22 protein-coding genes and 1 other RNA gene are annotated in these 25,210 nt (G+C 62.2%); 19 read left to right on the top strand and 4 right to left on the bottom strand.

Going from position 1 to position 25,210, the window contains the following annotated elements; genetic code table 11:
* The first annotated feature begins 4 nt into the window (after nt 1-4).
* The 7 genes from pstB to LKE50_07835 all read left to right on the top strand — a co-directional run bounded on the left by pstB (nt 5) and on the right by LKE50_07835 (nt 5,107).
* Nucleotides 5-808: a phosphate ABC transporter ATP-binding protein PstB gene (gene pstB, locus LKE50_07865; protein ID MCH3968506.1), complete on the top strand. Its 804-nt coding sequence runs from the start codon at nt 5-7 to the stop codon at nt 806-808.
* Between the two features lie 24 nt (nt 809-832).
* Nucleotides 833-1,786, top strand: coding sequence for a phosphate uptake regulator PhoU (locus tag LKE50_07860; protein ID MCH3968505.1), 954 nt, complete (start codon nt 833-835; stop codon nt 1,784-1,786).
* Entirely contained in the window at nt 1,770-2,510 is a 741-nt protein-coding gene (locus tag LKE50_07855) for a YggS family pyridoxal phosphate-dependent enzyme (protein MCH3968504.1), read from the top strand. Before LKE50_07860 ends, LKE50_07855 begins: the two co-directional genes overlap by 17 nt.
* Nucleotides 2,511-2,551: 41 nt before the next feature.
* Nucleotides 2,552-3,193, top strand: a complete 642-nt coding sequence (locus LKE50_07850; protein ID MCH3968503.1) for a cell division protein SepF — start codon at nt 2,552-2,554, stop codon at nt 3,191-3,193.
* Between the two features lie 4 nt (nt 3,194-3,197).
* The gene (proC, locus tag LKE50_07845; protein ID MCH3968502.1) at nt 3,198-4,004 is read left to right on the top strand and encodes a pyrroline-5-carboxylate reductase; all 807 of its coding nucleotides are present in this window, start codon (nt 3,198-3,200) and stop codon (nt 4,002-4,004) included.
* Between the two features lie 73 nt (nt 4,005-4,077).
* Complete coding sequence (locus LKE50_07840) at nt 4,078-4,341, top strand: YggT family protein (GenBank protein MCH3968501.1); 264 nt, start codon at nt 4,078-4,080, stop codon at nt 4,339-4,341.
* Between the two features lie 61 nt (nt 4,342-4,402).
* Nucleotides 4,403-5,107, top strand: coding sequence for a DivIVA domain-containing protein (locus LKE50_07835; protein ID MCH3968500.1), 705 nt, complete (start codon nt 4,403-4,405; stop codon nt 5,105-5,107).
* 96 nt (nt 5,108-5,203) lie between these two features.
* Here LKE50_07835 and LKE50_07830 read toward each other — a convergent pair whose 3' ends face one another.
* On the bottom strand, nt 5,204-6,190 hold the full coding sequence (locus LKE50_07830) for a TIGR03915 family putative DNA repair protein (GenBank protein MCH3968499.1): 987 nt from the start codon (nt 6,188-6,190) through the stop codon (nt 5,204-5,206).
* A 52-nt stretch (nt 6,191-6,242) separates the two neighbouring features.
* On the bottom strand, nt 6,243-7,574 hold the full coding sequence (locus LKE50_07825; protein MCH3968498.1) for a putative DNA modification/repair radical SAM protein: 1,332 nt from the start codon (nt 7,572-7,574) through the stop codon (nt 6,243-6,245).
* A gap of 195 nt (nt 7,575-7,769) precedes the next feature.
* On the opposite strand from LKE50_07825, the gene LKE50_07820 reads away from it, so the two are divergent.
* Nucleotides 7,770-9,665, top strand: a complete 1,896-nt coding sequence (locus LKE50_07820) for a DUF6020 family protein (protein ID MCH3968497.1) — start codon at nt 7,770-7,772, stop codon at nt 9,663-9,665.
* A 37-nt stretch (nt 9,666-9,702) separates the two neighbouring features.
* Here LKE50_07820 and rnpB read toward each other — a convergent pair.
* An RNA gene (gene rnpB / locus LKE50_07815) (RNase P RNA component class A) lies at nt 9,703-10,057 on the bottom strand.
* A gap of 137 nt (nt 10,058-10,194) precedes the next feature.
* Here rnpB and LKE50_07810 point away from each other — a divergent pair.
* Nucleotides 10,195-11,553 carry a hypothetical protein gene (locus LKE50_07810; protein MCH3968496.1) on the top strand — a complete coding sequence of 453 codons (1,359 nt, stop codon included), beginning with the start codon at nt 10,195-10,197 and terminating at the stop codon, nt 11,551-11,553.
* 109 nt (nt 11,554-11,662) lie between these two features.
* Here LKE50_07810 and LKE50_07805 read toward each other — a convergent pair whose 3' ends face one another.
* Nucleotides 11,663-12,493, bottom strand: coding sequence for a hypothetical protein (locus LKE50_07805; protein MCH3968495.1), 831 nt, complete (start codon nt 12,491-12,493; stop codon nt 11,663-11,665).
* 119 nt (nt 12,494-12,612) lie between these two features.
* On the opposite strand from LKE50_07805, the gene LKE50_07800 reads away from it, so the two are divergent.
* The 10 genes from LKE50_07800 to LKE50_07755 all read left to right on the top strand — a co-directional run bounded on the left by LKE50_07800 (nt 12,613) and on the right by LKE50_07755 (nt 25,072).
* Nucleotides 12,613-13,185 (top strand): TetR/AcrR family transcriptional regulator, encoded by a 573-nt coding sequence (locus tag LKE50_07800; GenBank protein MCH3968494.1) that lies wholly within the window; start codon nt 12,613-12,615, stop codon nt 13,183-13,185.
* Nucleotides 13,186-13,264: 79 nt separating this feature from the next.
* Nucleotides 13,265-13,897 carry a TetR/AcrR family transcriptional regulator gene (locus LKE50_07795; protein MCH3968493.1) on the top strand — a complete coding sequence of 211 codons (633 nt, stop codon included), beginning with the start codon at nt 13,265-13,267 and terminating at the stop codon, nt 13,895-13,897.
* Between the two features lie 384 nt (nt 13,898-14,281).
* Nucleotides 14,282-15,694, top strand: coding sequence for a PTS transporter subunit EIIC (locus LKE50_07790; GenBank protein MCH3968492.1), 1,413 nt, complete (start codon nt 14,282-14,284; stop codon nt 15,692-15,694).
* Between the two features lie 120 nt (nt 15,695-15,814).
* Entirely contained in the window at nt 15,815-17,548 is a 1,734-nt protein-coding gene (locus LKE50_07785; GenBank protein MCH3968491.1) for a carboxylesterase family protein, read from the top strand.
* Between the two features lie 202 nt (nt 17,549-17,750).
* Nucleotides 17,751-20,183, top strand: coding sequence for a helix-turn-helix domain-containing protein (locus LKE50_07780; GenBank protein ID MCH3968490.1), 2,433 nt, complete (start codon nt 17,751-17,753; stop codon nt 20,181-20,183).
* Between the two features lie 228 nt (nt 20,184-20,411).
* A complete protein-coding gene (locus LKE50_07775; protein MCH3968489.1) occupies nt 20,412-21,326 on the top strand; it encodes a sugar phosphate isomerase/epimerase in 915 nt (304 codons plus the stop codon).
* 38 nt (nt 21,327-21,364) lie between these two features.
* Nucleotides 21,365-22,408 carry a Gfo/Idh/MocA family oxidoreductase gene (locus tag LKE50_07770; protein ID MCH3968488.1) on the top strand — a complete coding sequence of 348 codons (1,044 nt, stop codon included), beginning with the start codon at nt 21,365-21,367 and terminating at the stop codon, nt 22,406-22,408.
* Between the two features lie 77 nt (nt 22,409-22,485).
* Nucleotides 22,486-23,589, top strand: coding sequence for a Gfo/Idh/MocA family oxidoreductase (locus LKE50_07765; GenBank protein ID MCH3968487.1), 1,104 nt, complete (start codon nt 22,486-22,488; stop codon nt 23,587-23,589).
* Nucleotides 23,590-23,652: 63 nt separating this feature from the next.
* Entirely contained in the window at nt 23,653-24,102 is a 450-nt protein-coding gene (locus LKE50_07760) for a DUF6379 domain-containing protein (protein ID MCH3968486.1), read from the top strand.
* A complete protein-coding gene (locus tag LKE50_07755; protein ID MCH3968485.1) occupies nt 24,095-25,072 on the top strand; it encodes a sugar phosphate isomerase/epimerase in 978 nt (325 codons plus the stop codon). The genes LKE50_07760 and LKE50_07755 overlap by 8 nt, the downstream gene beginning before the upstream one ends.
* Nucleotides 25,073-25,210: the final 138 nt, after the last annotated feature.

Raw genomic sequence — 25,210 nt, 5'->3', positions numbered from 1 at the left:
TCGCATGACCGAGTACCGACACGCTCCGCACGTCGAGGGAAGCGGCATCCATGTCGCCGACTTCGACTTCTGGTATGGCGACTTCCACGCGCTCGCGGGCGTCGGGATGGACATCGCCCCCTGTAAGGTCACCTCGTTCATAGGCCCCTCGGGCTGCGGGAAGTCCACCTTCCTGCGGTGTCTCAACCGGATGAACGACCTCATCGAGGGCACGCGCTGCACGGGCACCATGGAGCTTGACGGTGCCGACATCTATGCGGAGGGGGTCGACCCTGTCGACCTCAGGCGGCGCATCGGCATGATCTTCCAGCAACCCAACCCGTTCCCCAAGTCCATCTACGAGAACGTCGCGTTCGGGCCGCGCCTCCAGGGGGTGACCTCAAAGTCGGACCTCGACGGCATCGTGGAGGAGTCGCTCAAGCGGGCAAACCTCTGGCGTGAGGTCTCGAGCCAGCTCGACAAGAACGGCCTCGCGCTCTCGGGCGGACAGCAGCAGCGCCTCTGCATCGCGCGTGTCCTGGCCGTCCAGCCGGACGTGCTCCTCATGGACGAGCCTTGCAGCGCCATCGACCCCACGAGCGTCCAGAAGGTCGAGGACCTCATGGTCGAGCTCGCTCCCGAGATGACCATCATTATCGTGACGCACAACATGCAGCAGGCCGGCCGTGTCTCCGACTACATGGCATTCTTCCTGCAGGAGCAGGCGGGGGAGCCCGCCAGCCTCATCGAGTATGGTGCCACCAAGGAGATCTTCTCGTCCCCTCGTGACAAGCGCACGGAGGACTACATCACCGGCCGCTTCGGCTGATCGAACAGGAAGAAGGAGGCATCCATGCGTGAGCAGTTCAACCGTCAGCTCTCGGCGCTCCGTCAGGAGCTCGTGAGCATCCTCGCCGACGTCGACCTCGAGATCCACGGTTCCGTCGACGCCCTCATCCAGGACGACAAGGCCTTGGCCAAGCGCACGAAGAAGGCCACGAAGGGCATCGACGCGCGCTGTGCCGACCTCGAGGACCAGGCCTATAACCTGATCGTGCTCCAGCAGCCCGTCGCGAGCGACCTGAGGCTGCTGCAGTTCATCATCTATAGCGACTTCAACCTCGCCCGCATGTCGAAGCATGCCCGCGAGATCGCCAAGACCGTCAAGCGCTGCCATGGTCATGAGGTCCCAGGCCAGCTGCTCGACCTGCTGGCCAGCGAGGCGCACCTGGTGTACCGCGTCCTCGGGACCACCGCCGAGGCCATCGTCGAGTCCGACCTTGGCCTTGCCGCGTCCCTTCCTGCCCTTGCGGCGCCTGTCGAGACCATCTACAAGCAGTTCTTCCGCTCGTTCGTCCAGCTTCCCCAAGACACCGACAGGGACGCCGTCATGCGCATCATGGTTGTCGCGCGCCTCCTCGAGCGCATCTGTGACAACTCGCTCGAGATCGGGAGTCGTCTGGTCTTCCTTCTGACGGGTCGCAGGCAGGCGCTGGTCGACCTTGCGGCACTCTCCGAGGACCAGCTCAAGGCCCTGTACGTGGCGCGTGGCGAGGGCCTCTCCTTCGACATCGACACGGATGCGGACCTCGCTCGCCAGATTCCCGAGGTGAGCATCACGTCCCTTCATCCAGGGCGTCCTAGCAGGGTCCTCAGGGTCGAGGAGCCCCAGCCGCCGGCCGTGCCGGCCGAAGCCGGCGATGCCGCCGCGGCGGTACCGCCTCCGGACGAGGCGGCTACGAAAGGGACTGCGCACATAGTGGAGAGCAAGGATGAGGGGGCCGTGTCGGATGGCGGAGCAGAGTGAGTCTGCATACGAGGCATTCCTAGGGGAGAGGCGCGCGCGGATCATGGAGCGGGTCGCAGGAGCCGCGCGCCGTTCGGGACGTGCGACGGGCGACGTGCTCGTGGAGGCCGTCTCGAAGACGGTCGACGTACCTGCCGTGGTCGATGCGGTCCACGTCGGCTATGACACCTTCGGCGAGAACCGCCCGCAGGAGCTCACCCGGAAGCTTGCAGGGCTCGCCTCCGTTCCCGAGGCCCAGCCCGTGAGGTTCGACATGATCGGCAACCTCCAGACCAACAAGATCAACCAGGTGCTCGGTCACGTGGGCCTCATCCACTCAGTCTCGTCGCTCCATCTCGCGCAGGCGGTCTCGAAGCGTGCGGTCGCCCACGGCCTCGTCGAGCCCATCCTGCTCGAGATCAATGTGAGCGGGGAGGAGTCCAAGTCTGGGATGTCGTGTGACCAGGCGGTCGCATCACTCGATGAGGTCCTTGCGCTTCCGGGCCTCTCCCTTCAGGGACTCATGACCATGGCGCCGAGGGACGAGCCCGACGAGGCCCGTCGTACCTTCTCGGGCCTCCGTGGCCTCGTCGAGGACCTGAGAGGCCGCAGTGGGCTCGCGCTTCCCGTGCTCTCCTGCGGAATGAGTGATGATTTCCAGATTGCCATCGAGGAGGGTTCAACCCTCGTTAGGCTAGGTAGGGTAGTATTCTCCGAGGACTATACGTTCGATGCAGATCGCTAAGGCGTCCACAGCAAGGTGGCGCATCCATGAGAGGGCATGACATGGGTTTCCTCAACAACCTTCGTGACAAGCTCCGTTCCGGGTCAGACGATGACGGCTACTATGACGATGCCCAGGACGGCTATGACCAGTACTACGACGACCAAGACCCCTCGGGCGGTGCCTATGGCCAGGCCAGCAATGATGGCGTGCTCGGCAACACCTCACGCCCCGAGGCCGACAGCGTCTCGGTCTACACGAGGAGCGGCCGACCCGTCACAGGGGCACCTTCCTACTCGGCCCCTGCGGCGACCACGACCTCGTGGCAGACGCTCCCGTCGGAGCGCGACTATGACGATGCCCCCGACGCGCGCGGGTATGCCGACCCCTCGGTCGCCCCGCAGCAGCCGGTCCGCGTTCCCTCGGGCCAGCTCCCGCCCTATGTCCTCGCGCCGACGGCCTATGACGACGTGCAGACCGTGGTGCGGCGCGTCCGTACCAACCAACCCGTCGTGCTCTCGTTCAAGGGCCTCCAGATAGAGGTCGCCACGCGGGTGCTCGACTTCTGCCTCGGCTTCTCGTGCGGCATAGACGGGTCGGTCCAAGAGCTCGGAGACCGCGTCTTCGTGGTGCTCCCCGCAGGAATCACGCTCTCTCAGGCCGACCTCGACAAGCTTGCCCAAGACGGCACCCTCGGGAGGTAGACGGATGATCTCAGCCACTGTCGGTATCATGGGCGCCGGTTCGATGGGTGCCTCCATCGCCCGAGGGCTCGTCTCGTCAGGCACCTGCTCGGGTCCCTCCGTCTTCGTGTGCGACCATCACCACGACACGCTCCAGGCGCTTGCGGACGAGCACGGGGTCGTCGCATGTCCCGATGCGGCGGCATTGGTTGCGGCGGCGCCAGACGTCATTCTGCTTGCCGTTAAGCCTCAGGTGCTCAATGGTGCAATAGCCTCGCTTGCAAGCTGCTGCCACGACCGTCTCGTGGTCTCGATCGCGGCAGGCGTGAGCCTTGCCACGCTCGAGACCGCCCTTCCTGACTCGCGTGTGGTCCGTGTCATGCCGAACCTGCCGGTGTCCGTCCGCTCTGGCGCCTCGGCGATCACGGCTGGCTCACGTGCCACGTCAGCGGATGTCGAGCTTGTGACCACGCTCTTCTCGGCCCTAGGTTCCGCCCATGTGATGCGCGAGGACCAGCTCGATGCCGAGGGGGCCGTGGTGGGCTGCGCGCCAGCGTACTTCGCGCTCCTGGTGGACACCCTCACGCGGGCTGGCATCAGGGCCGGGCTCCCTGCGGCGGCTGCTCGCGAGATGCTCGAGGCCACGATGGCTGGCACGGCCGAGTCCCTGCTCGCCTCCGGGGACCATCCTCGCTGTTACCTGGAGGGGGTCACGAGCCCCGGTGGCACCACCGCGGCTGCCCTCACCAAGCTCGAGCCTGCCGTCATGCAAGCCTCCTACGATGCGATCGATGCGGCACTCGCCAGGACGAGGGAGCTCGCCGGCGACTGAGTGCACAGCCGTCCAAGTCCCTCACCTGCCCTTGTGAGACCTCTATCAGTCAACGCCTACCATCTGGAGAGACATGGCAAGCATCGCCACCGTCGTGAACGCCCTCATCCGCTTCTACGAGATACTCGTGGTGGTGTGGTGCGTCCTGTCCTGGTTCCCCATGGGGTCCGGGAGCCTCATCACGGACGTGCGACAGGTGATCGACCGGATCGTAGGCCCGTTCATGCACATCTTCCAACGGTTCATCCCGCCTCTGGGCGGCATCGACCTCTCTCCGGTTGTGGCGATATTCTTACTCGACTGTGCCAGGGGCCTTCTTGTGTCTATACTTCTATAAGCACGTATAACGTGGCAGGGTCCCCGGCACGCCGGTACGCCCACCGATGAAAGGGATACAGATGGCAATCACACCCGCAGACATCGAACAGCTCACCTTCTCTCCCTCCAAGCATGGCTATGACACCGAGGAGGTCGATTCCTTCCTCGAGCAGTGCGCCGGCGAGGTCGACGGGATGCTTCAGAAGATTGCCGACCTCAAGGGTCGCCTCACGACCTCGGAGTCACAGCTTGCTGCCGCGCAGGCGCAGGTCACCTCGCTCCAGCAGGAGCTTGCCAGCAACGCCTCATCCACCAGCGGTACCACCATCGCGCCGGTCGCCGAGCCGATGTCCGGTGTCTCCAGCGCGTCCGAGCACCAGATCTCCCAGGCTCTCATCGTGGCCCAGCAGAGCGCCGACCGCATCGTCGCCGAGGCCAAGGAGAGCTCCGACCACATCCGCGAGGAGGCTGACCAGAAGGCTCGCGAGGTCATCCGTCAGGCCCTGGCCGAGAAGCAGAACGAGCTCGACGAGATCGACCGTCTCAAGCAGTCCCGCGAGGACTTCCGCACCGAGTACAAGGGCCTGCTCCAGCACTTCATGGACGATGCCGAGGCGGCGTTCCCCAACCAGATCCTCTCGTCCACGCCCACGGGCTCGACGGGCACGCATCACGACATCGCCGGTACGTCCCAGACCATGGCCCAGGCCTACGCGGCTCCCGTGAGCCAGGCTCCCATCCAGGCTCCTGCCGGGGACGGGCTTGGCATCGACGACCTCGACTAGCGTCTGTCCTTAGGTGGCCATTTAACTGTGATGATCGTCGGGGCCTCACTTTTGTGGGGCCCCGACGTTTTCATATGCCTCCTCTGACAAGGCGCGTCATGTGTCAGGGGGCAAGGTCTCCGAAGGGTGGGAGGCCTCCTGACGGGCACCTCCCGCGTAGCGGGCTGGGACATAGGGACCTGGGCGGTCGTTCCTCGGGTCGAGCTCTGGCAGTAGCGTCCAGAGGCGCTGCGGCAGGTACTGCTGGCGCAGGTCATAGCCCCGGTGGGTCCGGTCTCGTCCAGGAAGTGCGAGGCCGTCGTAGAGCCGCTTCCACATGGCGCGCACGTAGTGCTCGTCCGAGGCGAGGTCATCGCGCGATGCGAGCTCCTCGGCATCTGACGGCCTCAGCGCCACGAGCGTGGTCATGCCGCCTGCCTCGTGGAGCGCGGCGACGCGATGGCCTGGGTCGATCACGCAGAACCGCTCGGTGCCGAGCCGTGCCGTGAAGTAGCTTGCGACGAAGGGTAGGACGTCTGCCGCGGGACGGATGGTCGCGAGGAAGAGGCCATCCGCCATGTGCGAGAAGCGCGCGAACTGCCTCATGCGCTCACATTCCGCCGAGACGGACCGTGCGAGATCGAGTGCCTGCGCCACATCGGGGTCCGCCGCATGGAGGCGGAGGGCTGCCCCCAGGTCGAAGCCGGCCCTGAGGTAGCGGTGGAGAATCTCCGGCATCGCCGGGTCGTCACTCGCCGCCATGAGCGCCGCATGACGGCCACACCCACCGGCACACCCTTCGGGACATGCCGCCTGCGAGGAGGGGCGTCGACACCCGCGCGACACATGTGCCTGGAACCCCCTCCAGACCCGCGAGGCGAGCTCGTAGTCGGTCTCGACGTCGACGAGCGCCTCGCCGAGGCGGGGCTGTGCTCCCTCGTGCGGTGCAAGGCGTAGCGTGGATGGGTCGGCATGCGCGAGGTATCCCATCCCGGTGGCGGTGAGGACCCCCTCGAGGGTGGCATCGCAAGCGAGGAGCACGCCGCCGTCTCCCATCCCGCGGGTGATCAGGGCGAGGAGCTGACGTTCGGAAGCCGAAGGCATGGGGGAGACGTCCCGAGGTGCCACTCGGGCCGATGTGGATGGTCCGAGCAGCTCAGAAGAGGGAGAGCTGCAGCCCCTCCTGACGTTGGGCCTTGTTGTACCTGCTGTTCCGCGCATCGCTTATCACCCTCTGACGAATGAGCTCGGCGTCCAGCGGGCTCGTGGGGTCACGTACGCCCGAGCACGTGAGGAAGTGCCTGGCCCGCTTGAGCGTGACGCGGAGGCGCCTGAGGTCCTCGAACCCGAGGGGTGACCCCCTGCGCGCCGAGACGATCCTGCGGGCGCCCTTCGGACCGATGCCCGGCACGCGAAGGAGCGACGCGAGCGGGGCATCGTTGACCTCTATGGGGAAGAGGTCCATGTGCGTGAGCGCCCAGGCAAGCTTCGGGTCGACGTCGAGGTCGAGCCAGGGGGTGTCTGGGCCCACGAGCTCGTCTGCCGAGAAGTCATAGAAGCGCATGAGCCAGTCAGCCTGGTAGAGACGGTGCTCCCGACGAAGGGGCACGGGCACGTCCTGGGCAGGGAGCGCCGGGTCGTCGATCACGGGCATGTAGGCGGAATAGAAGACGCGCTTGAGGCCATAGCGCGCATAGAGCGAGCTCGAGAGCTTGAGCACCTGGTTGTCGTTCTCGGGCGAGGCACCGATGATGAGCTGCGTGGCCTGCCCGGCCGGCGCGAAGCCGCCCGTGCGGCGGGGGCGCGCGAGTGTGGACGAGCCCCTTGGGGCAAGGCTGTCCGTGGTAGTGGGGGAGGGCGCCCTGCCATGTGTGCGAGCGAGGCCGGCGGTGGTCGTGATGCTGGTCGCAATCTGTGCCATGGGGGCGCCGATCGCCTTGGGCGACTTGTCGGGGCAGAGGCGTGAGAGGCTCGTCGCACTGGGGAGCTCGACATTGACGGAGAGGCGGTCTGCCAGATGCCCCAGCTGGTCTATGAGGTCGGGCGAGGTGCCCGGTATCGCCTTGGCATGGATGTATCCGTTGAAGTGGAGCTCCTGGCGCAGGACCCTGAGGCAGGCCACCATGCGCTCGGTGGTCGCGTCGGCGTCTCCCAGCACGCCCGACGAGAGGAACAGCCCCTCGATGTAGTTGCGCTTGTAGAAGTCCACCGTGAGCTCGGCGAGCTCACGAGGGGAGAAGGTGGCCCTGGGGACCGTGTTCGACCGGCGGTTGACGCAATAGGCACAGTCATAGCTGCAGGCGTTGCTCATGAGCACCTTGAGGAGGGTGACGCATCTGCCGTCTGCGGTGAACGTGTGGCAGCAGCCCGCATTCGACGCGATTCCAAGCGAGCCTGGCTTGGCCTCACGGGTGACGCCGGAGCTGGTGCAGGCGGCGTCGTACTTGGCTGCCTCTGCCAGGATGCCGAGCTTCGAGAGGGTGTCCATGGATGCCTCTTAGGTCGAACGGGTGTTCCCCCACAGCATAGCAGAGAGAGGAACAGATGTTCGTCTCGACGTCCTTGTCTTTGGACATGTGGTCATGCCGTCGTGTGGGGGGACACGCCTTCCCACGCGGTTACACTGGAACCACGCTACGTTCGACGAGGGGCCTCGGTCCCTCGTCTCACCCATATGGAGCACATGGACACCGTCTCGTACGCCACCACCAAAGCACGACGCTCACTCCGGGCCCTGGGGGGTCGTCCCTCGGTGCCTGTGGTCATCTTCACCGCCCTTGTCGCGGCCTATCTCTCGGGGTCGGTCGTCTTGGATGGTCACCTTGACTACACCGGCGACTATATGGATGCCTATCCGAGCAACTTCCTCACGGCCCTCCAACCCGCCGACCTCCTCCCGTGGCTGGGTCTTGCTGCCGTCATCTTCGTGGTGCTCTTCCTGCTTGGTCGCCTGGTCGCCTCCCGGGGGCAGGCGGCCCGCCAGAGGCGCGGGTCGAGCTCTTTCTCCCGGTCGCTCGCTGATGGCTATGAGGTCGAGCGGAACGCATCGGTCCCCGCCATGTCCGTGGATCCCTCCGAGCTCACGGGCGACCTCGCTGGGCACCATCTGATCGACTACTACCACCGGCATGCCGGGCTCTTCTGGGGCATAACGTGCCTGGTGTTCCTGGCCTGGTTCTCGGTCTGGGTCATGTACTACCCTGGCACCTCGATGAACGACCAGATCGGCATCATCAACGACCCGCTCTACTCCTCGACGGGTCATCCGTTGCTGTACTGCCTCCTCCTGTCGGGCTTCGTGAAGGGTTCGATCGCCCTGTTTGGTGACGGTGCGATCGGGTTTGCCGCCTATACGCTCATCCAGATGCTGGCATGCGCCGCCATCGTGGCCGCGATGTGCTGCTGGCTCAGGTGGCGTGCCGCCAAGATGCCCATGGTCATCATCGTGGCCCTGCTCTTCGCCTTCGTGCCCGTGGTGGCCGACAATGCGATCTGCTCGATCAAGGACACCCTCTTCAACTTCGTGATGCTGCTCTGGATACCCTTCTTCGACCAGTTCCTGCGACGGCGCGGCGCCATCTTCTACGACCCGGCAGAGCGCCATTACTACCTCGTGCTCTGCGTGATCACCGGCATCACGCGCAACAACGGCCTCGTCGTGGCACCGCTGCTCATGCTCGGCGTCGTGATTGCGAGCATCGGCCATACCGGCATGAGGCAGATCGTGACGACGTCCCTCCTGGCCCTCGTCCTCATGCTCGTGCCATCGGGTCTCACCAAGCTCATGGGCGCCGACTATCGCGCCTCGGAGGCCCTTGGCACACCCCTCCAGCAGATGTGTGCCGTCTACTCGAGCAGCGAGGGCCATACCACCGATGCCCAACGGGAGGTCATCAACGGCTGCATCGGCCTCGACTACCTCTCGACGGACTATTGGCCCGCCTTCACGGATGGTATCAAGTACCAGGGCCACATGAACAACGACTGGATCAACGAGCACCAGTCGGAGGTCATCCAGACCTGGATTGAAATCGGGACGGCGAGCCCGGCCAACTTCGACATCTACGTCAGGGCCTGGCTCTCGGGGTCGTACGGCAACTGGAGCCTCACGGCGCCCTGCAGCACGGGGCAGTCGTTCTTCTTCAGGCAGGTCAACAACTTCGAGGCGGGCACGGGGGCGTGGTACCAGCAGAAGGTCGATGAGTATGGCATCCGCACAAGGTCGCTGCTTCCGACAGAGGTCACGGCGTCGTTCAAGGCCTTCTGGGAGCCGCTCGTGACTTGTCCCTGCACGGGAACGCTCTTTGCCATCGTGCTCGTGCTCGCGACGCTCGCCTGCAACAAGGAGGGCACCCTGTCCCGGGGGCTGCTGCCCTACTGGCCCTCGATCCTGCTGTGGGCTTCCCTCATGGTCTCGTCGCCCTTCTCGTTCGCCCTGCGCTATGGCCTGAGCCTGCTGCTGGCGATTCCCTTCCTCGTGTGCCTCATCATCCTCCCCGTGAACCGTACGGGAGAGCAGGGCATCATGTCAGGTGCGGGGATGGATGCGAGCGTGGCACGCCTGAGGCGGTCTCGCTAAGGGACGCCCCGGGTCGCGTCGAGGGGTGCCCCTAAGGGCGCGAAGTGGGCCGATAAGCCGGGTTCTGTCGTTGGACGACCATTTATCTGCTGACAGCGTTGCCGCTGCCCTCTAGCGCGCAACCCGAGTGCAGGCCGGGCCAGCCCGTGGCACTCCTATTTGCGCTTGCTCCGGATGGGGCTTGCCAAGCCGCCACGTCGCCGTGACGCTGGTGGTCTCTTACACCACCGTTTCAGCTTTTCCCTTGGCCCCGAAGGGTCGGTGGGAGTCTTCTTTTCTGCGGCGCTATCCGTCGGGTCACCCCGCCCGGCCGTTGGCCGGCATCCTGCCCTATGGAGCCCGGACTTTCCTCACCACGGGCAAGCCCGTGGAGCGGTCGTCTGGCCCACTTCGCAGGGGTTAGTGTAGCACGCATGAGGCGTGCGACCCATCGCGGGGATTCCTGCCGCTCGTCGTCCTGGTGCATGTGCGTGGTCGACTTTCGCTAGTATCGTGTCAACAGACAGGTATCAGCTGAAGGGAACGCTCCATGGCAGCCAGCAGGGACGGTCATACCGAGAAGGACAAGGACGCCGCTTCGAAGGGTGAGCCCACCACCTCGGAACCCCCTGCGGGTAAGGGGGGCGCCACCTCCGATGGGACCGTAGCGGGGGAGGAGAAGCCGCTCCCTCGCTACGAGAAGGTCGCCCTCGACCCGAACGCCGCCGCGAAGGCCGGTCCCCGTGCGTTCATCGACGTCCATAAGTATGCGAAGAAGAAGAACGCCGAACGCCGCCGCGTGCGCGTGCGTGACTTCCGCAAGCTCGAGCCGTGGAAGCGCTACCTCACCATCAAGTGGGCGATCGTCTTCACGGTGGTGGGTGTCGCCTTCATGGCGCTGGCCTGCATGAGCATGCACATGTCGGCTGAGAACTCGCGCGCCCACTACTTCGATCCCGACTCTGCGTCGACCCAGTCCGAGATCTCGGCGGCCAACGACCTGGCAGCCTCGGGCAATGCCACGCACGTCCTCACGGGGACCTATCTCGAGAACGTCTCGACGATCGACCTCAAGAACTCTGAGTTCACCACCACGTTCCTCGTCTGGTTCAAGTGGAATGGCAGCCCTGACCTCGACATGGTTCATCACTTCAACATCTTCAAGGGGACCATCGACAGCATCGACGTGCTGAGCGAGGAGGTCAACGGCGACGAGACCTACCAGCTGGCACGCGTCAAGGTGGTCATCACCAAGAACTTCGACACGGCACGCTTCCCGCTCTCGTCGCAGCAGTGCAACATCTACCTCGAGAGCGAGTACAAGGCGCAGGACGTCATCCTCGACCCGGACCTCGAGGACTCTGCCGTGAACAGCTCCATCAGCGTGAGCGGCTTCACGGTCCGTGACGTCTCATGGGCCCAGAACGCCCACGTCTACAACTCGACGCAGGGCGACCCGGCCGTGACCGAGGCACCGGTCACCTCGGAGTTCGTGACGTCGTTCATGGTGACGCGAGATGGCTATGGGCTCTACTTCAAGTGCTTCCTGGCCATGTACGGGACTTCGGCCTGGGTGCTCATCATGATCTACATCTGCGGCAACCACCGCGTGGACACCGTTGGCATGATCCCCGGCGCCCTCTTCGGCACGGTGTCCAACATCATGGTCGGCGCGGCCCTCGTGCCTGACGCCCTGTCGCTGGGGCTCCTCGAGTACGTCAACGTCTGGGGCATCATGACCATCATCGCCGCGGCGTTGGCCATCATCCAGATCGAGAACATCCGTTCCGAGCACGGACGAAAGGACGAACCCTTCGCGCGTTTCTTCGGCAGGGTGATGTTCGTGGTGGTCATGGTGCTGGCCATCCTGGGCAACATCGTGCTGCCTCTGGGCGCGGTGTTCGCCTAGGCGCGCATGGGACGGTAGGACCTGGTCCCATGCAATGGGGAGGGGTGCGGGCTCAGCCCGTACCCCTCCCCATCTCTCTCCGCGCGCGACCTATCGAGACCCAACCGTACTATTCCAGCCAGTTGTCCTTGTTCTCTGCATAGAGGTCAGGCATGATCGTGCTGAGGTGGCGCATCTCCTTGCGGCTATGGACGAGCAGCATGGCGGCAGTCGGGGCCATCTTCTCACGGATGGGGTCGGGGATCTCCACGCACGTGTCCTCGCCGTTACCGTCTACGCCGCAGCCTATCCACCAGTGAGCGACCCAGACGACCCTTCCCTTCCCGTCCTTGCGCAGGCCCTCGGCCATGAAGACGGGCATGTCGTCGAAGGGTCCCATCTGCTGATGGTCGTTCGAGCAGACCATGGCCATACAGCTGTCCGTCCCGATGGCTGCCAGGTCGAAGCCAAGCTCGCCGGGGGCGCAGAAGTTGATCCCGATCTCGCTCGGCTCCTCACCGTTCATGGACTCGAGGACGAGGTCGCTGGTGCCCCAGCTCCGGCGATCGAGCGGGATGCTCTGATCGAGGATGCGCCTGCGGGTCTTGTCCGAGATGGTGATGTCATAGTGGTCCTCTGGGTTCCAGAGGGAATACCGCAGGGGATCCAGCTGATGCCAGCTGAACCACCAGTTGGCGCTGTCGGCGGTGATGCCAGGTGTCTCTACGACGCTTGTGATGAGGAGGCCGCCGGACGCGAGAAAGTAGCAACCGTCGGGCTCCGGGTCATATCCGGGGGTCTGTATGACCGCCCTGTCGGAGAACTCGACGGCTCGGTCCGGGTCGCCCACAAGATGGGTGAGGTCGTACTCCTCCTGTTTGCCGATCGGCTCGAGCGGAGCGTCGAAGTACTTGTAATAACTCTTCTCCTGTGCACCCTCATAGAGCTTGACGCGATGCATCGGTCTCCTTCTTTTGGTATGGAAATTACCATGTGCGATGGAAGTTATGAGAGCAATGTATGGTAATGGACCGATACAATACAATGGTCGCACAAAAGGTTGTACACAAAGGAGCCTAGATGTATCACATACCAAAGGACAAGCGGGCCCTGAGGTCTGCGGGGCTCATAGGCGACGGCCTCCTCACGTGCCTTGGCGAGAAGTCCCTCGATGCCGTGACGATCACTGACGTCCACCGTGCCTGTGGCGTGAGCCGCGCCACCTTCTATCGGTTGTTCGATACCGTGTCGGACGTTCTCGCATACCGTAGCGACATGATGTTCGCAAGGATGCTGTCGCGCAACGCTTCCCTCGAGGGCGCCTCCCAACACGACATGATCGTCGGCTTCTTCAGGAGCATCATGCAGGAGGACGACCTGGTCGAGGCCATGATACGCAACGGGCGGTACGACATCCTGCTGGCCACGCATCTCAGGTACAAGGATGAGCTGGCCTCCTTCATCCCGGCGGGGGAGGGCGTCCCTGATGACCAGCTCCCCTACACGGTCGGAATCCTCAGCGCGTCGATGTGCTCCTTCTGGCAGACATGGGTCGATGGCGGCAAGGTAGAGGGCCCTGAGGAACTCTATGAACGGGTCCGGACCGGGTTCGGGACCATCGCCAGGATGTATGCGCTGACGGGGGAGGAATAGGACATCCCCCTCTTCTGATTGCGCCGTTTGCGGGTAGCATCCCTCTAGATGACGAGATGGCTAGGTCGAGGGAGGTCGTATGGCGGACGGTGGTAGGAGGATGGGCGACTTCGAGCCAGGCGACCCCGTCGACGCCCGGATCACCGATGCCGTGTTCGAGCTCATGCGGACGGACGACATCCCGAGGATCAGGGTGGCCGACGTGCTTCGTCAGGCCAAGGTGTCGCGCTCCACGTTCTACCGGCACTTCGACAACGTCGACGACGTGGTGAAGACCTTCGAGGACGACCTCCTCGACAACATGCGCGCCATCAACGACGTCGCCCTGAAGGCGCGCTTCTCGGAGTCAGAGCTCGAGCCCACGGCCTCCATGGTCGCGCGCATGGACGTGCTCATGTCCCGCAGGGAGCAGGTCATCGCCCTGAACGGGCCCCATGGGGACCCCACGTTCCGGCACAAGGCGACGGCCTTCATGCGCGACTACTTCTCCGACCGCCTGGGCGAGGTGCTCGGGCCTGGCGACGAGCGGGACCTCTACCTGGCCTTCATGCTCGCCGGCCACCACAGCCTCATCCAGTTCTGGCTCGCCGAGAGGCCGGACATAGAGCCCCGCGTGGTGGCGGCGACGCTCAACCGCCTCTACTACGCGCCCTTCTTCCTGACGACCGATGACGGCGCTGCCCTTTCGGCCCGCCCCGACCATTGTGATTGAGCTGTCTCTTTCCGTGAGCGGCTCGTCCTGGCGGGCGAGCGGTTCCTGGTGATGTTCAGGTTCCTCCTTCTCGCTGCGCGAGCGTCCTTCTCGGCGATGCGTCTAACAGCGACGAGGAACAGATGCATCGTAAGAGTCTCATGCCATGAGACAGCAGCTGGTAGTTCGTCTACGGGGGCCATTGTGCCACGCGCCTAGCATTATTGGCGAAGCTTCGAACCATTGCAGCAAGTCACGAGTTCATACATGGGGTCCAAGTCCGTGGCGCTTCCTGTCCTCGGCTTGTGCCGTATGCCTCCGCTGGCGCTGGACTTGTCGGCGCGGGAGTCTACTCGGCGACGAAGACACTTCAAGAGCGCGAACAAGAGAGGAAGTGCATCGAGCATGGCAGATAAGGACACGGCGAGCACGGAAGACAATGTCAGGAATATCGTGTCCCTGGTCGGTGGGCCAGAGAACGTCAAGAGCGTCGGTCATTGCTTCACGCGGCTCAGGTTCATCCTCAAGGATGAGGGTGTGGTCGACAAGGACAAGCTGACCGCGGCAGATGGCGTCATGGGCGTCATGGAGGCCGGCGGCCAGATTCAGGTCGTGATCGGCAACAACGTGACGACGTATTACGACACGCTCGTCAAGATCTTCAACATCAGCGCCGACGGCGACGTCGAGGCCGAGGAGAGCGCAGACGGGACTCCCAAGCAGAAGATGAAGTTCATGGACAAGGTGACCGACCTCGCGTCGGCGATCTTCCTCCCGAGCATCAGCCTGCTTGCTGCTTGCGGCACCCTGCAGGGCTTCCTGTCCCTTCTGACGACGTTCAACCTCATGAGCACGACGAGCGGCACCTATCTGGTGCTGTCCACGATCGCTGACTCCGTCTTCTACTACTTCCCCGTGTTCCTCGCCTATGCGACTGCGAAGAAGTTCGGTGGTAGGCCCTTCTACTCGATGATCATCGCATTCGTTCTGATTCACCCGAACATCACCACGGCTGCGAGCTCTGGGGACACCTACTCGTTCCTAGGAATCCCGCTTGTGCTCATGAACTACTCGAAGTCGGTCTTCCCGGCCATCCTCTCGAGCTATCTTGCCTGCAAGATCGAGAAGGTCGCACGTAAGATCATCCCCGATGCCATCAAGATGATCTTCGTTCCTCTTATCGTGTTCCTGATCACGGTGCCTATCGCCCTTCTCGTCATCGGGCCCGTCACGACGTGGCTCATGAACCTGGTCACCACTGGCATCACGATGCTCTATGACTTCAGCCCGGTCGTCACGGGCGCCGTCGCAGGCGGAATCTGGCAGATCCTCGTCCTGTTCGGTATCAGCAAGGCCTTCATCCCGCTGTTCACCTCTGACCTTGCGACGAACGGCTACTCGGCCCTGATTGCCGTCGTCTTCTTCGCGTCGGTCCTGGCTCAGGTCGGCTCTGTGCTCGCTTACTGCGCGAGGAGCAAGAACGAGAAGATCAGGCAGGTCGGTGTCGCATCTGCAATATCGGGATGCTTCGGAATCACGGAGCCTGCCATGTTCGGTATCAACATCCCTGCGAGGAAGCCCTATGTGTTCGGTCTCATCGGTGGTGCTGCCGGTGGTCTGGTCGCCGCCCTCTTCGGAGCGAAGGGGTACTCCTTCGGCGCCGGGCTCATCGGAATCGGCTCGCTGCTTGGGCCTGAGGGGGTCGACATGAGCTTCTATGGCGGGCTGCTCGGGATGGTCGTCGCATTCGCGATAGCCTTCGCTGCGACCTGGTTCTTCGGCTGGTCCAAGGAGTCCGAGGACGCCTTGAAGATGTAGCGTCGTAAGGAGGGCAGATGGGCAACGAATGCTCATTTGCCCTCCTTTTACTGTGCTCTATGGCTTTCGGGATAATGCACGAATGGCGGAACGAATCTATGCGTATGGGAGGCTTTGAGTATGACAAGAACGATAACTCGGCGCGAGTGTGTCCATACGGTTGGCGCCCTTGCGGGCTTTGCTGGTGTGGCTGGTTTGCTGTCGCTTACTGGCTGTAACACCGCTTCCTCCTCGTCAGCTCAGTCGTCAACTGATGCGGATACGACGTCCGATTCTGCGAATGAGTCGATTACAACCCAGACCGTGAAGCTTGGTGCTGGCACGCTCCTTGGTTTTCGTGACGAAGGTGTGTACACATTTCGTGGCATTCCCTATGCTACGGCCGAGCGGTTCCAAGATCCTGTTCCCGTTACGTCCTATGATAATGCCTGGCACAATGCTCTCGTCTATGGTGAGGTTGCTCCGCAGGATCGTACTCTTAGCTCGACGGCTAGTGTCAATTCCTACGAGTTCTTCTCGCCGTCAAACGGGACTGCCGATATGGTCGGCAATGAGCAGTGCCAGTATCTCAACGTCTGGTCTGATGATTTGACGGCTGCAAAGCCTGTCATCGTCTTCTTCCATGGCGGGGAGTTGACCAATGGGGCTTCGACCGAGCTCTCCTTCTATGAAGGACAATATCTCGTTCATGCGCGGGACGTCGTTTTCGTGTCGGTGAACACGCGCTTGAATGTGCTCGGGTTCCTTGATATGTCGGCATACGGAACACAATACGAAAACTCTGGCATAGCGGGGATGCGAGATGCAGTGGTGGCCCTCCAGTGGGTGCAAGACAACATCGCCCAATTTGGAGGGGATCCACAGAATGTGACGCTTGTCGGACAATCGGGTGGAGGCTGTAAGGTTACAACGCTGGCTAGCATGTCAGATACGACCGGCTTGTTTGACAAGGTCGTCATGATGAGTGGCTACTACTCGGCCGCGCCCAAGGACGATGCCCTGGCAAACACGCAACTCCTTGTTGACTATCTGCATCTTTCGTCCGATAAGGTGGCAGACTCGCTTGTGGAGATGCCGTATGAGCAGCTTCTGTCTGCAGCGACTGCGGCGGGTTGCTCATGGGAGACCCATTATGGTACCGGGACCTTCGAATCTCCCCTCGTCGATGTCAAAACCGGTGCTGTCAATCAGTATGCCGCCCAACGTATCTGGCTCATCGGCAATACGTTCTCCGAGTTCAACGGTAACATGTCTGCCTATTGCCGCTCCTCACCCCAAACGGTCCCGAACTCATACCTTCCTGACGTATCCGATGATGATGCAAGGTCTGCACTGAACGAACTCTATGGTGACGATGCGGATGAGTTCGTCACCGAGTATCAGAAGGCGTATCCGGACCACCAGCTAGCTGAATCATTGTGGATATCGGGATGTGGCACCATAGTTTCACGCTATCAGGCCGTCAAGCCAGACTCTGGTTTCATTACGCTCATGAACAAGGCGGGCTTGTCCGTCTATAACTATGTGAATGCGTATCGTATGCCGGCTTTTGGCGGTATCACGATGGGGCACACAAGTGACGTGCCCTACATGTTCAATTCGGTTGATGCTGCCCAGTATTTAATCAGGGGCGACGAGGACAATGCTCGGACAATTGCTGCCACGGAGTCATCGGCTCTCGCCGCATTCGCTACTACTGGGAATCCGTCAATTGATGGGTTGGCGTGGGACCCGTACACATCCGACAACCATGTGACCATGGTGTTTGATACCAAGTCCGAAACACGGACGGGCCACGATGACCGTCTCTACGAGATTATGAACGCCCATTCCCAGAATGTAACTGCAGGCTGAGGTTGCCAGGGCACCTGCTGGCAAAACGCTTCCGTCGCGTCAGATGGGTCATCCTGAACTAGGTGCTACTCGAGCGGGGCCGGGGATCCGGCCCCGCTTCCGTTTGCAGGAGCGGGGAACGAGACGGGTATCATGATGAGCAACATGGTCGTCCGGTCGCTGGTCTTGTGCGGCCGGCCGAGAAGGGCATCAGGAGGTGGGCATGTCTCTCAGTTTGGGTAAGGACGGGTTCGTCCTGGAGGTCCTCGGCGATGGCAGGGAGGCGCTTCACTTCCACCGGGCCCTCGAGCTCATGTATGTCCTTGAGGGCACCGTCGAGGTCACCGTCAATGGGCAGGAGACCAAGCTGTGCCCGCAGGATGTCTTCCTCGTCAACGTCAACAAGCCCCACGAGCTGGTCGCGGCCGATGATGCGCTCTACGTGAGGCTGACCATTGGCTATGAGATCGTACGCGACGTCTTCAATGACTATGACCTCCTCTTCATCTGTGATTCCACCGAGGTGGACGACCCGTCATATGAGGGGCTTCGGTCCCTGCTCAAGTCCCTTCTGGCCCAATACCTCAGTGGGCATTGCCATGCCGAGAGCCTCATGTCCCTCTCGCTCTGCTACCACATCGCCGACTACCTCTGCGCGAACTACCTCTTCCGCTCCAAGGACCTCGACCATGACGCCTCGACCGGCAAGCGCGACGATCGCATCAAGGCGATCGACGGCTACATCATGTCGAACTTCGACCAACCCATCAGCCTCAAGGAGGCAGCTGGGACTTTGGGCCTCTCGGTAGGGTATCTCTCGCGCGTGTTCAAGCGGCACTATGGCATGACCTTCAACTCATATCTGACCAAGGTGCGGCTCCTCCATGCGGTCGACGACCTCCTCAGCACCTCAGAGCCCATCACGAGGGTCGCCCATGACAACGGCTTCTCGAGTACGACCTCCTTCAACAAGTCCTTCAAGGAGGAGTACCACGAGACCCCGTCCGAGATGCAGAGAAAGGCCTCGAGCAAGAGGGAGAGGGACGTCGCTGCGGACGAGAGCCGCATGGAAAGCCGTCTCGAACGATATGCCTACCACGACGTCCCTGGTGACGTCGCCTCCGCAGGAGCGTCCCTCGAGGAGGCCGCCGTGGACGTCACGACGACGGAACCGCTCCGGACGCCCTGGAGCGAGGTCATCAATGTGGGCTCCGCAGAGGACCTCCTGAGTTCCGAGGTGCAGCGTCATGTCGCGGTGCTCAAGGAGAAGGTCGGATTCAAGTACGTGCGCCTCTGGACGCCATTCTCACGTGAGATGCTGCTTGACCTCGGCCGCCCGGGAGAATCCTTCAACTTCTCGCGCCTCGACAACGTCCTCGACTTCCTGCTCAAGATCGGGGCCAAGCCCTTCATAGACCTCTCGTCGAAGCCCCGACGGATCTTGAGGGGCATCGACGACCCACTCGTCTTCGATGACTCGGGAATCTCCCAGGACCTCGAGACCTGGGAGCAGGTCATCGATGCCTTCATGCGCCACCTCTGCCATCGCTATCAGCCTGACGAGGTCGAGCAGTGGAAGTTCGAGCTCTGGTTCGATGACAACAGCTTCGATGACCCCGCCTGTCGTAGTGCCTATCGCAAGCTCTTCTCCTCGACGTACCGAATCATCAAGAAGCATGTCCCCGGTGTCATGCTGGGCGGGTGCGGCCTGCACACATCCTCGTCTGCTGCTGACCCGAGCTCGACGGTGGCGCTGACGTTCCTCCGGGAGTTCTCGGAGGAGAGGGGTTCGGGTGGGGTCTTCCCCGACTTCATCTCCGTCTACAGCTACGGTTATGACGCCGTCCTCGTCGATGGCCGTTGGCTGACGAGGAGGGACACGAGCCTCGACTTCCTCCGCCTCGGGCTTGCCAACATGAGACGTAGCCTCGAGGCCTTGGGCCTCGAGGATGTCCCGATCTATGTCACGGAATGGAACATCACGATCTCGGACAGGAACGTGCTCAACGACACCTGCTTCGATGGCGCGTACATTATCAAGAACTACATCGATACCTATGGCATGGCCGATGCGGTCGCCCACTTCTCGGCCACCGACCTCATCTCGGAGTCCTACGATGCCTCCGACATCCTCTTCGGCGGATGTGGGCTCCTCACGAAGGACGGGATACTGAAGCCCGCCGCCTACGCCTTCGTCTTCCTCCACAGACTCCTCTCCCGGTACGTCGGCAGGGGGGAGCACTGGCTGGCCACTACCGACGGGAAGGACCGTTTTGGCATCGTGTGCCAGAACTGCATGTCACTCGGCTACAACTACTTCTCCGTCGAGGAGGACGAGCTGGACCGAGGTTCCCTGGGGCGCTACTTCTCTGAGGAGACGCCCTGTCATGTCACGATTCGTCTCCAAGGCATGCGGAGCACATCCTACAAGGCCAAGGTCTATGGCATCAGCCAGCAGGACGGTTCGATCCTCGACATGTGGCAGGGCATGGAGTATGGCACTGCCATCTCGCGTGAGGACATCCAAAGCCTGAGCAATCGTTGCGAGCCAAGGCTGACGGTCAGAAGCATCGAGGCCACCCAAGGCGAGCTCGTCCTCGACGTGGAGCTTGCGGCGAACGAGATCGCCTTCGTGAGCCTGCTGCCTGACGACTGACCGCTCTGCCGGGATCCTCCCCGTGCTCGGGAAGGTGTCTCTGGCCGTTCCGGGGCGTTGGCGCAAGGAGATCAAAAAACGTCAGACGAATAATGACAATCCCTTTCTGCCCCTGCTAATCCAGTCATTATTAGCTATCAAAGTCGTCGTGGGCCGTGATGTGCGGCAGGGCGGTGCCCGGTAATCTCTAAATCGCAAAGCAAGGACGGCTGCGATTTGGAGGACGACATGAAGCTGGGATTGATCACATCGATCTGCGACGGGATGGACTTCAAGGAGGTCGTCGACTTCGCCTCCGAGACGGGTCTCGAGTGCCTCGAGGTCGCGTGCTGGCCGCAGGGAGGTGCCGCGCGTCGCTACGCCGGCGTCAGCCACATCGACGTCGGGAACCTCACGAGGGACCGGGCACGGGAGATCACGGCCTACTGCAAGGCGAGGGGCGTCGAGATCTCTGCGCTCGCGTACTATCCCAACACCCTTGACCCTGACCTCGAGAAGCGTGCATCATACATCGCTCATCTCTACAAGCTGATCGATGCGGCCGCGCTTCTCGACGTCAACATGATCACGACGTTCATCGGGCGCATCCCGGATGAGACCGTCTCGGAGAACCTCGAGGTCGTCAAGGAGGTATGGCCTCCCATCCTCGACTATGCCAAGAGCAAGGGCGTCCGTGTCGCCATCGAGAACTGCCCGATGCTCTTCACGGAGGACGAGTGGCCCGGTGGCCAGAACCTCATGACGTCCCCTGCCAACTGGCGTCGTGTGTTCGAGGCCCTTCCCTATGACAACCTCGGCATCAACTACGACCCCTCCCACTTCGTGTGGCAGCAGATCGACTACATCAAGCCCCTGTACGAGTTCAAGGACAAGATCTTCCAGGTCCACTTCAAGGACATCAAGGTCTCCCAGGCCGCGCTCGAGGACGTCGGCATCATGGCCACGCCGCTCGAGTTCATGTCGCCGAAGATCCCCGGCCTTGGCGACGTCGACTGGGGCAAGTTCGTCTCGGCCCTCACGGACATCCGCTACGACGGCTACACCTGCATCGAGGTCGAGGACAAGGCCTTCGAGGGCAGCCTCGAGAGCGCCAAGCGTGCAGTCGTGCAGAGCACTGCCTACCTCAGGAACTTCGTCCGCTAGGACACCACGTTATCGGCTAATAGGAGAAGGGTCGGAGCATGGATATCAAACTAGGCATCATCGGATACGGCGGCATGGGAAAGTGGCACGCCGAGAACGCGCCCCGCGCCGGTGTCATCATCACGGCGGCGTGCGACATCAACGAGGAGCGTCGCCACGAGGCCACCGAGGCAGGCATCAAGGTGTACGAGACGGCCGACGAGCTCCTTGCCGATCCCGAGGTCAACACCGTCATCCTGACCGTTCCCAACTACCTGCACTGCCCCATGTGCCTGAAGGCCGCCGCTGCTGGCAAGAACGTCATCACCGAGAAGCCCGCCGCCATGAGCGTCGCGGAGCTCGACGAGATGAGCGCGGCCTGCGAGAAGGCCGGCGTCTTCTTCACCTCGCACCAGAACCGTCGCTGGGACAAGGACATGCTGATCGTCAAGAAGGCCTATGACGAGCATCTCCTCGGCAACATCTTCACCATCGAGTCCAAGCTCCACTCTGGCAACGGCTACATGCACGAGTGGCACCTCTATAAGAAGTACGGTGGCGGCATGATCTACGACTGGGGTGTCCACCTCATCGACCAGATCCTGTTCATGATGCCCGACGCCAAGATCACCTCGCTCTATGCAGACATCAAGAACGTCCTGCATGAGGAGGTGGATGACTACTTCAAGATCCTGCTCAAGATGGACAACGGCGTCACGGCCCATATCGAGCTGTCGACCTACATCCTCAAGTATCAGCCGAGGTGGCTCGTGGGCGGTGACAAGGGGACCATGGTCATCGACAACTTCGCCTGCGACGGCTCGATCTACCGCACGGGGAAGCTCCTCGAGAAGCTCCCTCCCCAGATCACCGAGACCGAGGCCGGTCCCACGCGTCAGTTCGCCCCGGTCCCTCCCGGAGGAATCGTCACCGAGCCACTCCCCTTCGTGGAGACGGACTGGCTCGACTTCTATCGCAACGTCAACGGGGTGCTCAACGGCAAGGAAGAGTCCCTTATCAAGATACCCGAGGTCAGAAGGGTGCTCTCTGTCATGGAGGCGGCGCGTGAGTCTGCCGCTACGGGCAAGGCGATCCTCTTCTAGGTCAGGTTGCTCGGAGGTCGTCAAGGTGATGGCCTCCTCGGACACGTCAACGAGACAGGTGAAAGGAGCGTCAAAGAATGGCTAAGATCAAGGTCGGAATCATCGGTTGTGGTGGAATCGCCAACTCGAAGCATCTTCCCGCCCTCCAGAAGAACGAGGACCTCTGCGAGGTGGTCGCGTTCTGCGACATCGTGGAGGAGCGTGCCAAGAAGGCGGCAGAGGACTTCGGCACCGCCGGCGCGAAGGTCTACACGGACTATCACGAGCTGCTGAGCGACCCCTCGATCGACGTGGTACACGTCTGCACCCCCAACGTGGCCCACAGCGAGATCACGATCGCTGCCTTCGAGGCGGCCAAGGACGTGTACTGCGAGAAGCCGATGTCCAACAGCCCCGTCGAGGCGCAGAAGATGGTGGACGCCTGGAAGAAGTCAGGCAAGCAGTTCACCATCGGGTACCAGAACCGCTTCCGTCCGGAGGTGCAGAACCTCCACGCCTCCTGCGTGGCGGGCGACCTCGGTGACATCTACTATGCCAAGGCCCATGCCGTGCGTCGTAGGGGAGTTCCTACCTGGGGCGTCTTCATGGACAAGGCCCAGCAGGGCGGTGGCCCCCTCATCGACATCGGTACCCACGCGCTCGACATCACCCTCTGGTGCATGGGCAACTATGACATCGACTCCGTGACGGGTTCCGTGTTCTACAAGCTCGGCGGCCTCCAGCAGGCGACCGAGGGCAACCTCTTCGGGCCCTGGGATCCCAAGACCTACGAGGTCGAGGACTCCGCCATGGGCTTCATCAAGATGAAGAACGGTGCCACGATCGGCCTGGAGGCCAGCTGGGCGCTCAACATCCTCGAGTCCCGCGAGGCCTCGACGACGCTCTGCGGCACGGCTGCGGGTGCGGAGATCCATTCGGGCATGAGCTACGACAAGAACGAGCTCATCTATAACCGTGGTCGCAACGGCCAGCTCATGGAGGAGAAGCTCTCCCCGGTCGGTGGCGTCGCCTACTTTGGTGGCGGCAGTGGTGACGAGGGATGCATCGACTGTCGCCAGTGGCTCGAGGCCGTTGCCAATGACACCGAGCCTCTGGTCAAGCCGGAGGAGGCCCTCGCGGTCACGCAGATCCTGGATGCGATCTACCAGTCTGCGCGCGAGAACAAGGAGATCAAGTTCTAATGGCACCTGGCCTAGGTCCGGAGAACCGGGCCTAGGCCAGCTTACCCAAGAAAGGGGCAACGTATGGCATATGCAATGAGGATCAACTTCACGGATGTCCTCCGTGATGGCACCCTGAGGCACTTCTACCTGGACGGCAAGAAGGCGGGGTACCAGTTCGACATCCGCCTGAGCTATTACCGTGGTCACTTCCTCTCCGTCATCGACGAGTTCGAGCTCAAGGTCGACGGCAAGGTGGTCGACAACGAGAGGATCATGTTCTGCCTCAACGGCAAGGAGTTCGGCATCAGCCAGCTCCATGACCTCGTGAGCGAGTTCTGGTGCGTCACGGACCCTGCGACCATCAAGGTCATCCAGCCCGGCAGCATCAGTGATGGCGAGCATGAGTTCGACCTCAAGCTGATGTTCCATTCCCCGTACATGCCCATCAGTGACACGGACTATATGCCCGTCGATGGCTGCGACAAGAAGACGCTCGTCATGGAGCATGAGGAGACGGTGACAAATGAGTAACATCAAGCTTGGAATAACCCTCTTTTGCTACACGAGGCAGTGGTGCACGGGCGAGTTCGACCTCGAGGACTGCATCCGTCATGCCAAGGAGGCTGGCGCCGAGGGCTTCGAGATCGTCGCCACCCAGATGATTCCGTCCTATCCCTACGTGAGCGACAAGTTCCTCGGTGAGATCACCGCCATGTGCCGTCACTACGACATCGAGCCTGTGTGCTACTCGGCGAACATGGACCGTGGGCTTCGTGGCGACAGGAACCTCACCGAGGACGAGATGCTCGCCATGGCCATCAACGACGTCATCCAGGCCAACAAGATGGGCTGCAAGGTCATGCGCGAGCAGTACCTCCTGAGTGCCGACGCCCTCGCCAGGCTCGCTCCCTATGCGGAGGAGTACAACGTCAAGGTGGGCATCGAGATCCATAACCCCGAGACCCCCTACACGCCCGCCATCCTTGCCTATCGTGAGGCGATCGAGAAGTCAGGCTCCCACTACATCGGGTTCGTGCCCGACTTCGGTCTCTTCGCGACCAAGCCCAACAAGCCGGCATGGGACGAGGCGCTCGCAGCGGGTACCCCCGTGGAGCAGCTCGAGGAGGCCAAGCAGATGCGCCTCGACGGCGTTTCCCTCGAGGAGGCGAACGATCGCCTCGTCAAGGAGGGTGCGAATGCCGCCTGCCTCTCCGCACTCCAGGGGATGTATGGCTTCGTGCAGTTCCGCAAGGACTGCAACAAGGAGCTCGAGGGCCTCAAGGAGATCATGCCCTACTGCTTCCACATGCACGGCAAGTTCCATTACATGTATGAGGACCTCCACGAGGCCTCGATTCCCTATGAGCAGATCCTGCCGGTCGTCGCAGACTCTGACTACGAGGGCTACATCGTCTCCGAGTGCGAGAACCACACCGCCCCGGATACGGTCGAGCAGGTCCGTCGTCACCTCGCCATGATGCGGAAGTACCTGAACAAGTAGGACAAGGTCCTACGTACGTCGTCGTGAGAGCGGCAGGGCCAAGTCCGTCACCTGCGGGGCGCCTCCTGGTAGCCCCGCAGGTGCAAGGCCGTGTCGCCTGAGTCCGATACCATCAAGGGCAAACCGGAGCAAACGGAG

The organism is Atopobiaceae bacterium (assembly GCA_022483015.1).
Lineage (GTDB): Bacteria > Actinomycetota > Coriobacteriia > Coriobacteriales > Atopobiaceae > JALCUE01.
This window is presented reverse-complemented; position numbering and strand designations above follow the sequence as displayed.

Excerpts from the sequence above, each read along its gene's own strand:
- LKE50_07775 (MCH3968489.1), top strand. The coding sequence starts at position 20,412 with ATGAAGCTGGGATTGATCACATCGATCTGCGACGGGATGGACTTCAAG.
- LKE50_07760 (MCH3968486.1), top strand. The coding sequence starts at position 23,653 with ATGGCATATGCAATGAGGATCAACTTCACGGATGTCCTCCGTGATGGC.
- LKE50_07840 (MCH3968501.1), top strand. The coding sequence starts at position 4,078 with ATGGCAAGCATCGCCACCGTCGTGAACGCCCTCATCCGCTTCTACGAG.
- LKE50_07850 (MCH3968503.1), top strand. The coding sequence starts at position 2,552 with ATGGGTTTCCTCAACAACCTTCGTGACAAGCTCCGTTCCGGGTCAGAC.
- LKE50_07860 (MCH3968505.1), top strand. The coding sequence starts at position 833 with ATGCGTGAGCAGTTCAACCGTCAGCTCTCGGCGCTCCGTCAGGAGCTC.
- LKE50_07795 (MCH3968493.1), top strand. The coding sequence starts at position 13,265 with ATGGCGGACGGTGGTAGGAGGATGGGCGACTTCGAGCCAGGCGACCCC.
- LKE50_07780 (MCH3968490.1), top strand. The coding sequence starts at position 17,751 with ATGTCTCTCAGTTTGGGTAAGGACGGGTTCGTCCTGGAGGTCCTCGGC.
- LKE50_07785 (MCH3968491.1), top strand. The coding sequence starts at position 15,815 with ATGACAAGAACGATAACTCGGCGCGAGTGTGTCCATACGGTTGGCGCC.
- LKE50_07755 (MCH3968485.1), top strand. The coding sequence starts at position 24,095 with ATGAGTAACATCAAGCTTGGAATAACCCTCTTTTGCTACACGAGGCAG.
- LKE50_07805 (MCH3968495.1), bottom strand. The coding sequence starts at position 12,493 with ATGCATCGCGTCAAGCTCTATGAGGGTGCACAGGAGAAGAGTTATTAC.
- LKE50_07820 (MCH3968497.1), top strand. The coding sequence starts at position 7,770 with ATGGACACCGTCTCGTACGCCACCACCAAAGCACGACGCTCACTCCGG.
- pstB (MCH3968506.1), top strand. The coding sequence starts at position 5 with ATGACCGAGTACCGACACGCTCCGCACGTCGAGGGAAGCGGCATCCAT.
- LKE50_07770 (MCH3968488.1), top strand. The coding sequence starts at position 21,365 with ATGGATATCAAACTAGGCATCATCGGATACGGCGGCATGGGAAAGTGG.
- LKE50_07830 (MCH3968499.1), bottom strand. The coding sequence starts at position 6,190 with ATGCCTTCGGCTTCCGAACGTCAGCTCCTCGCCCTGATCACCCGCGGG.
- LKE50_07790 (MCH3968492.1), top strand. The coding sequence starts at position 14,282 with ATGGCAGATAAGGACACGGCGAGCACGGAAGACAATGTCAGGAATATC.
- LKE50_07855 (MCH3968504.1), top strand. The coding sequence starts at position 1,770 with ATGGCGGAGCAGAGTGAGTCTGCATACGAGGCATTCCTAGGGGAGAGG.
- LKE50_07810 (MCH3968496.1), top strand. The coding sequence starts at position 10,195 with ATGGCAGCCAGCAGGGACGGTCATACCGAGAAGGACAAGGACGCCGCT.
- proC (MCH3968502.1), top strand. The coding sequence starts at position 3,198 with ATGATCTCAGCCACTGTCGGTATCATGGGCGCCGGTTCGATGGGTGCC.
- LKE50_07825 (MCH3968498.1), bottom strand. The coding sequence starts at position 7,574 with ATGGACACCCTCTCGAAGCTCGGCATCCTGGCAGAGGCAGCCAAGTAC.
- LKE50_07765 (MCH3968487.1), top strand. The coding sequence starts at position 22,486 with ATGGCTAAGATCAAGGTCGGAATCATCGGTTGTGGTGGAATCGCCAAC.
- LKE50_07835 (MCH3968500.1), top strand. The coding sequence starts at position 4,403 with ATGGCAATCACACCCGCAGACATCGAACAGCTCACCTTCTCTCCCTCC.
- LKE50_07800 (MCH3968494.1), top strand. The coding sequence starts at position 12,613 with ATGTATCACATACCAAAGGACAAGCGGGCCCTGAGGTCTGCGGGGCTC.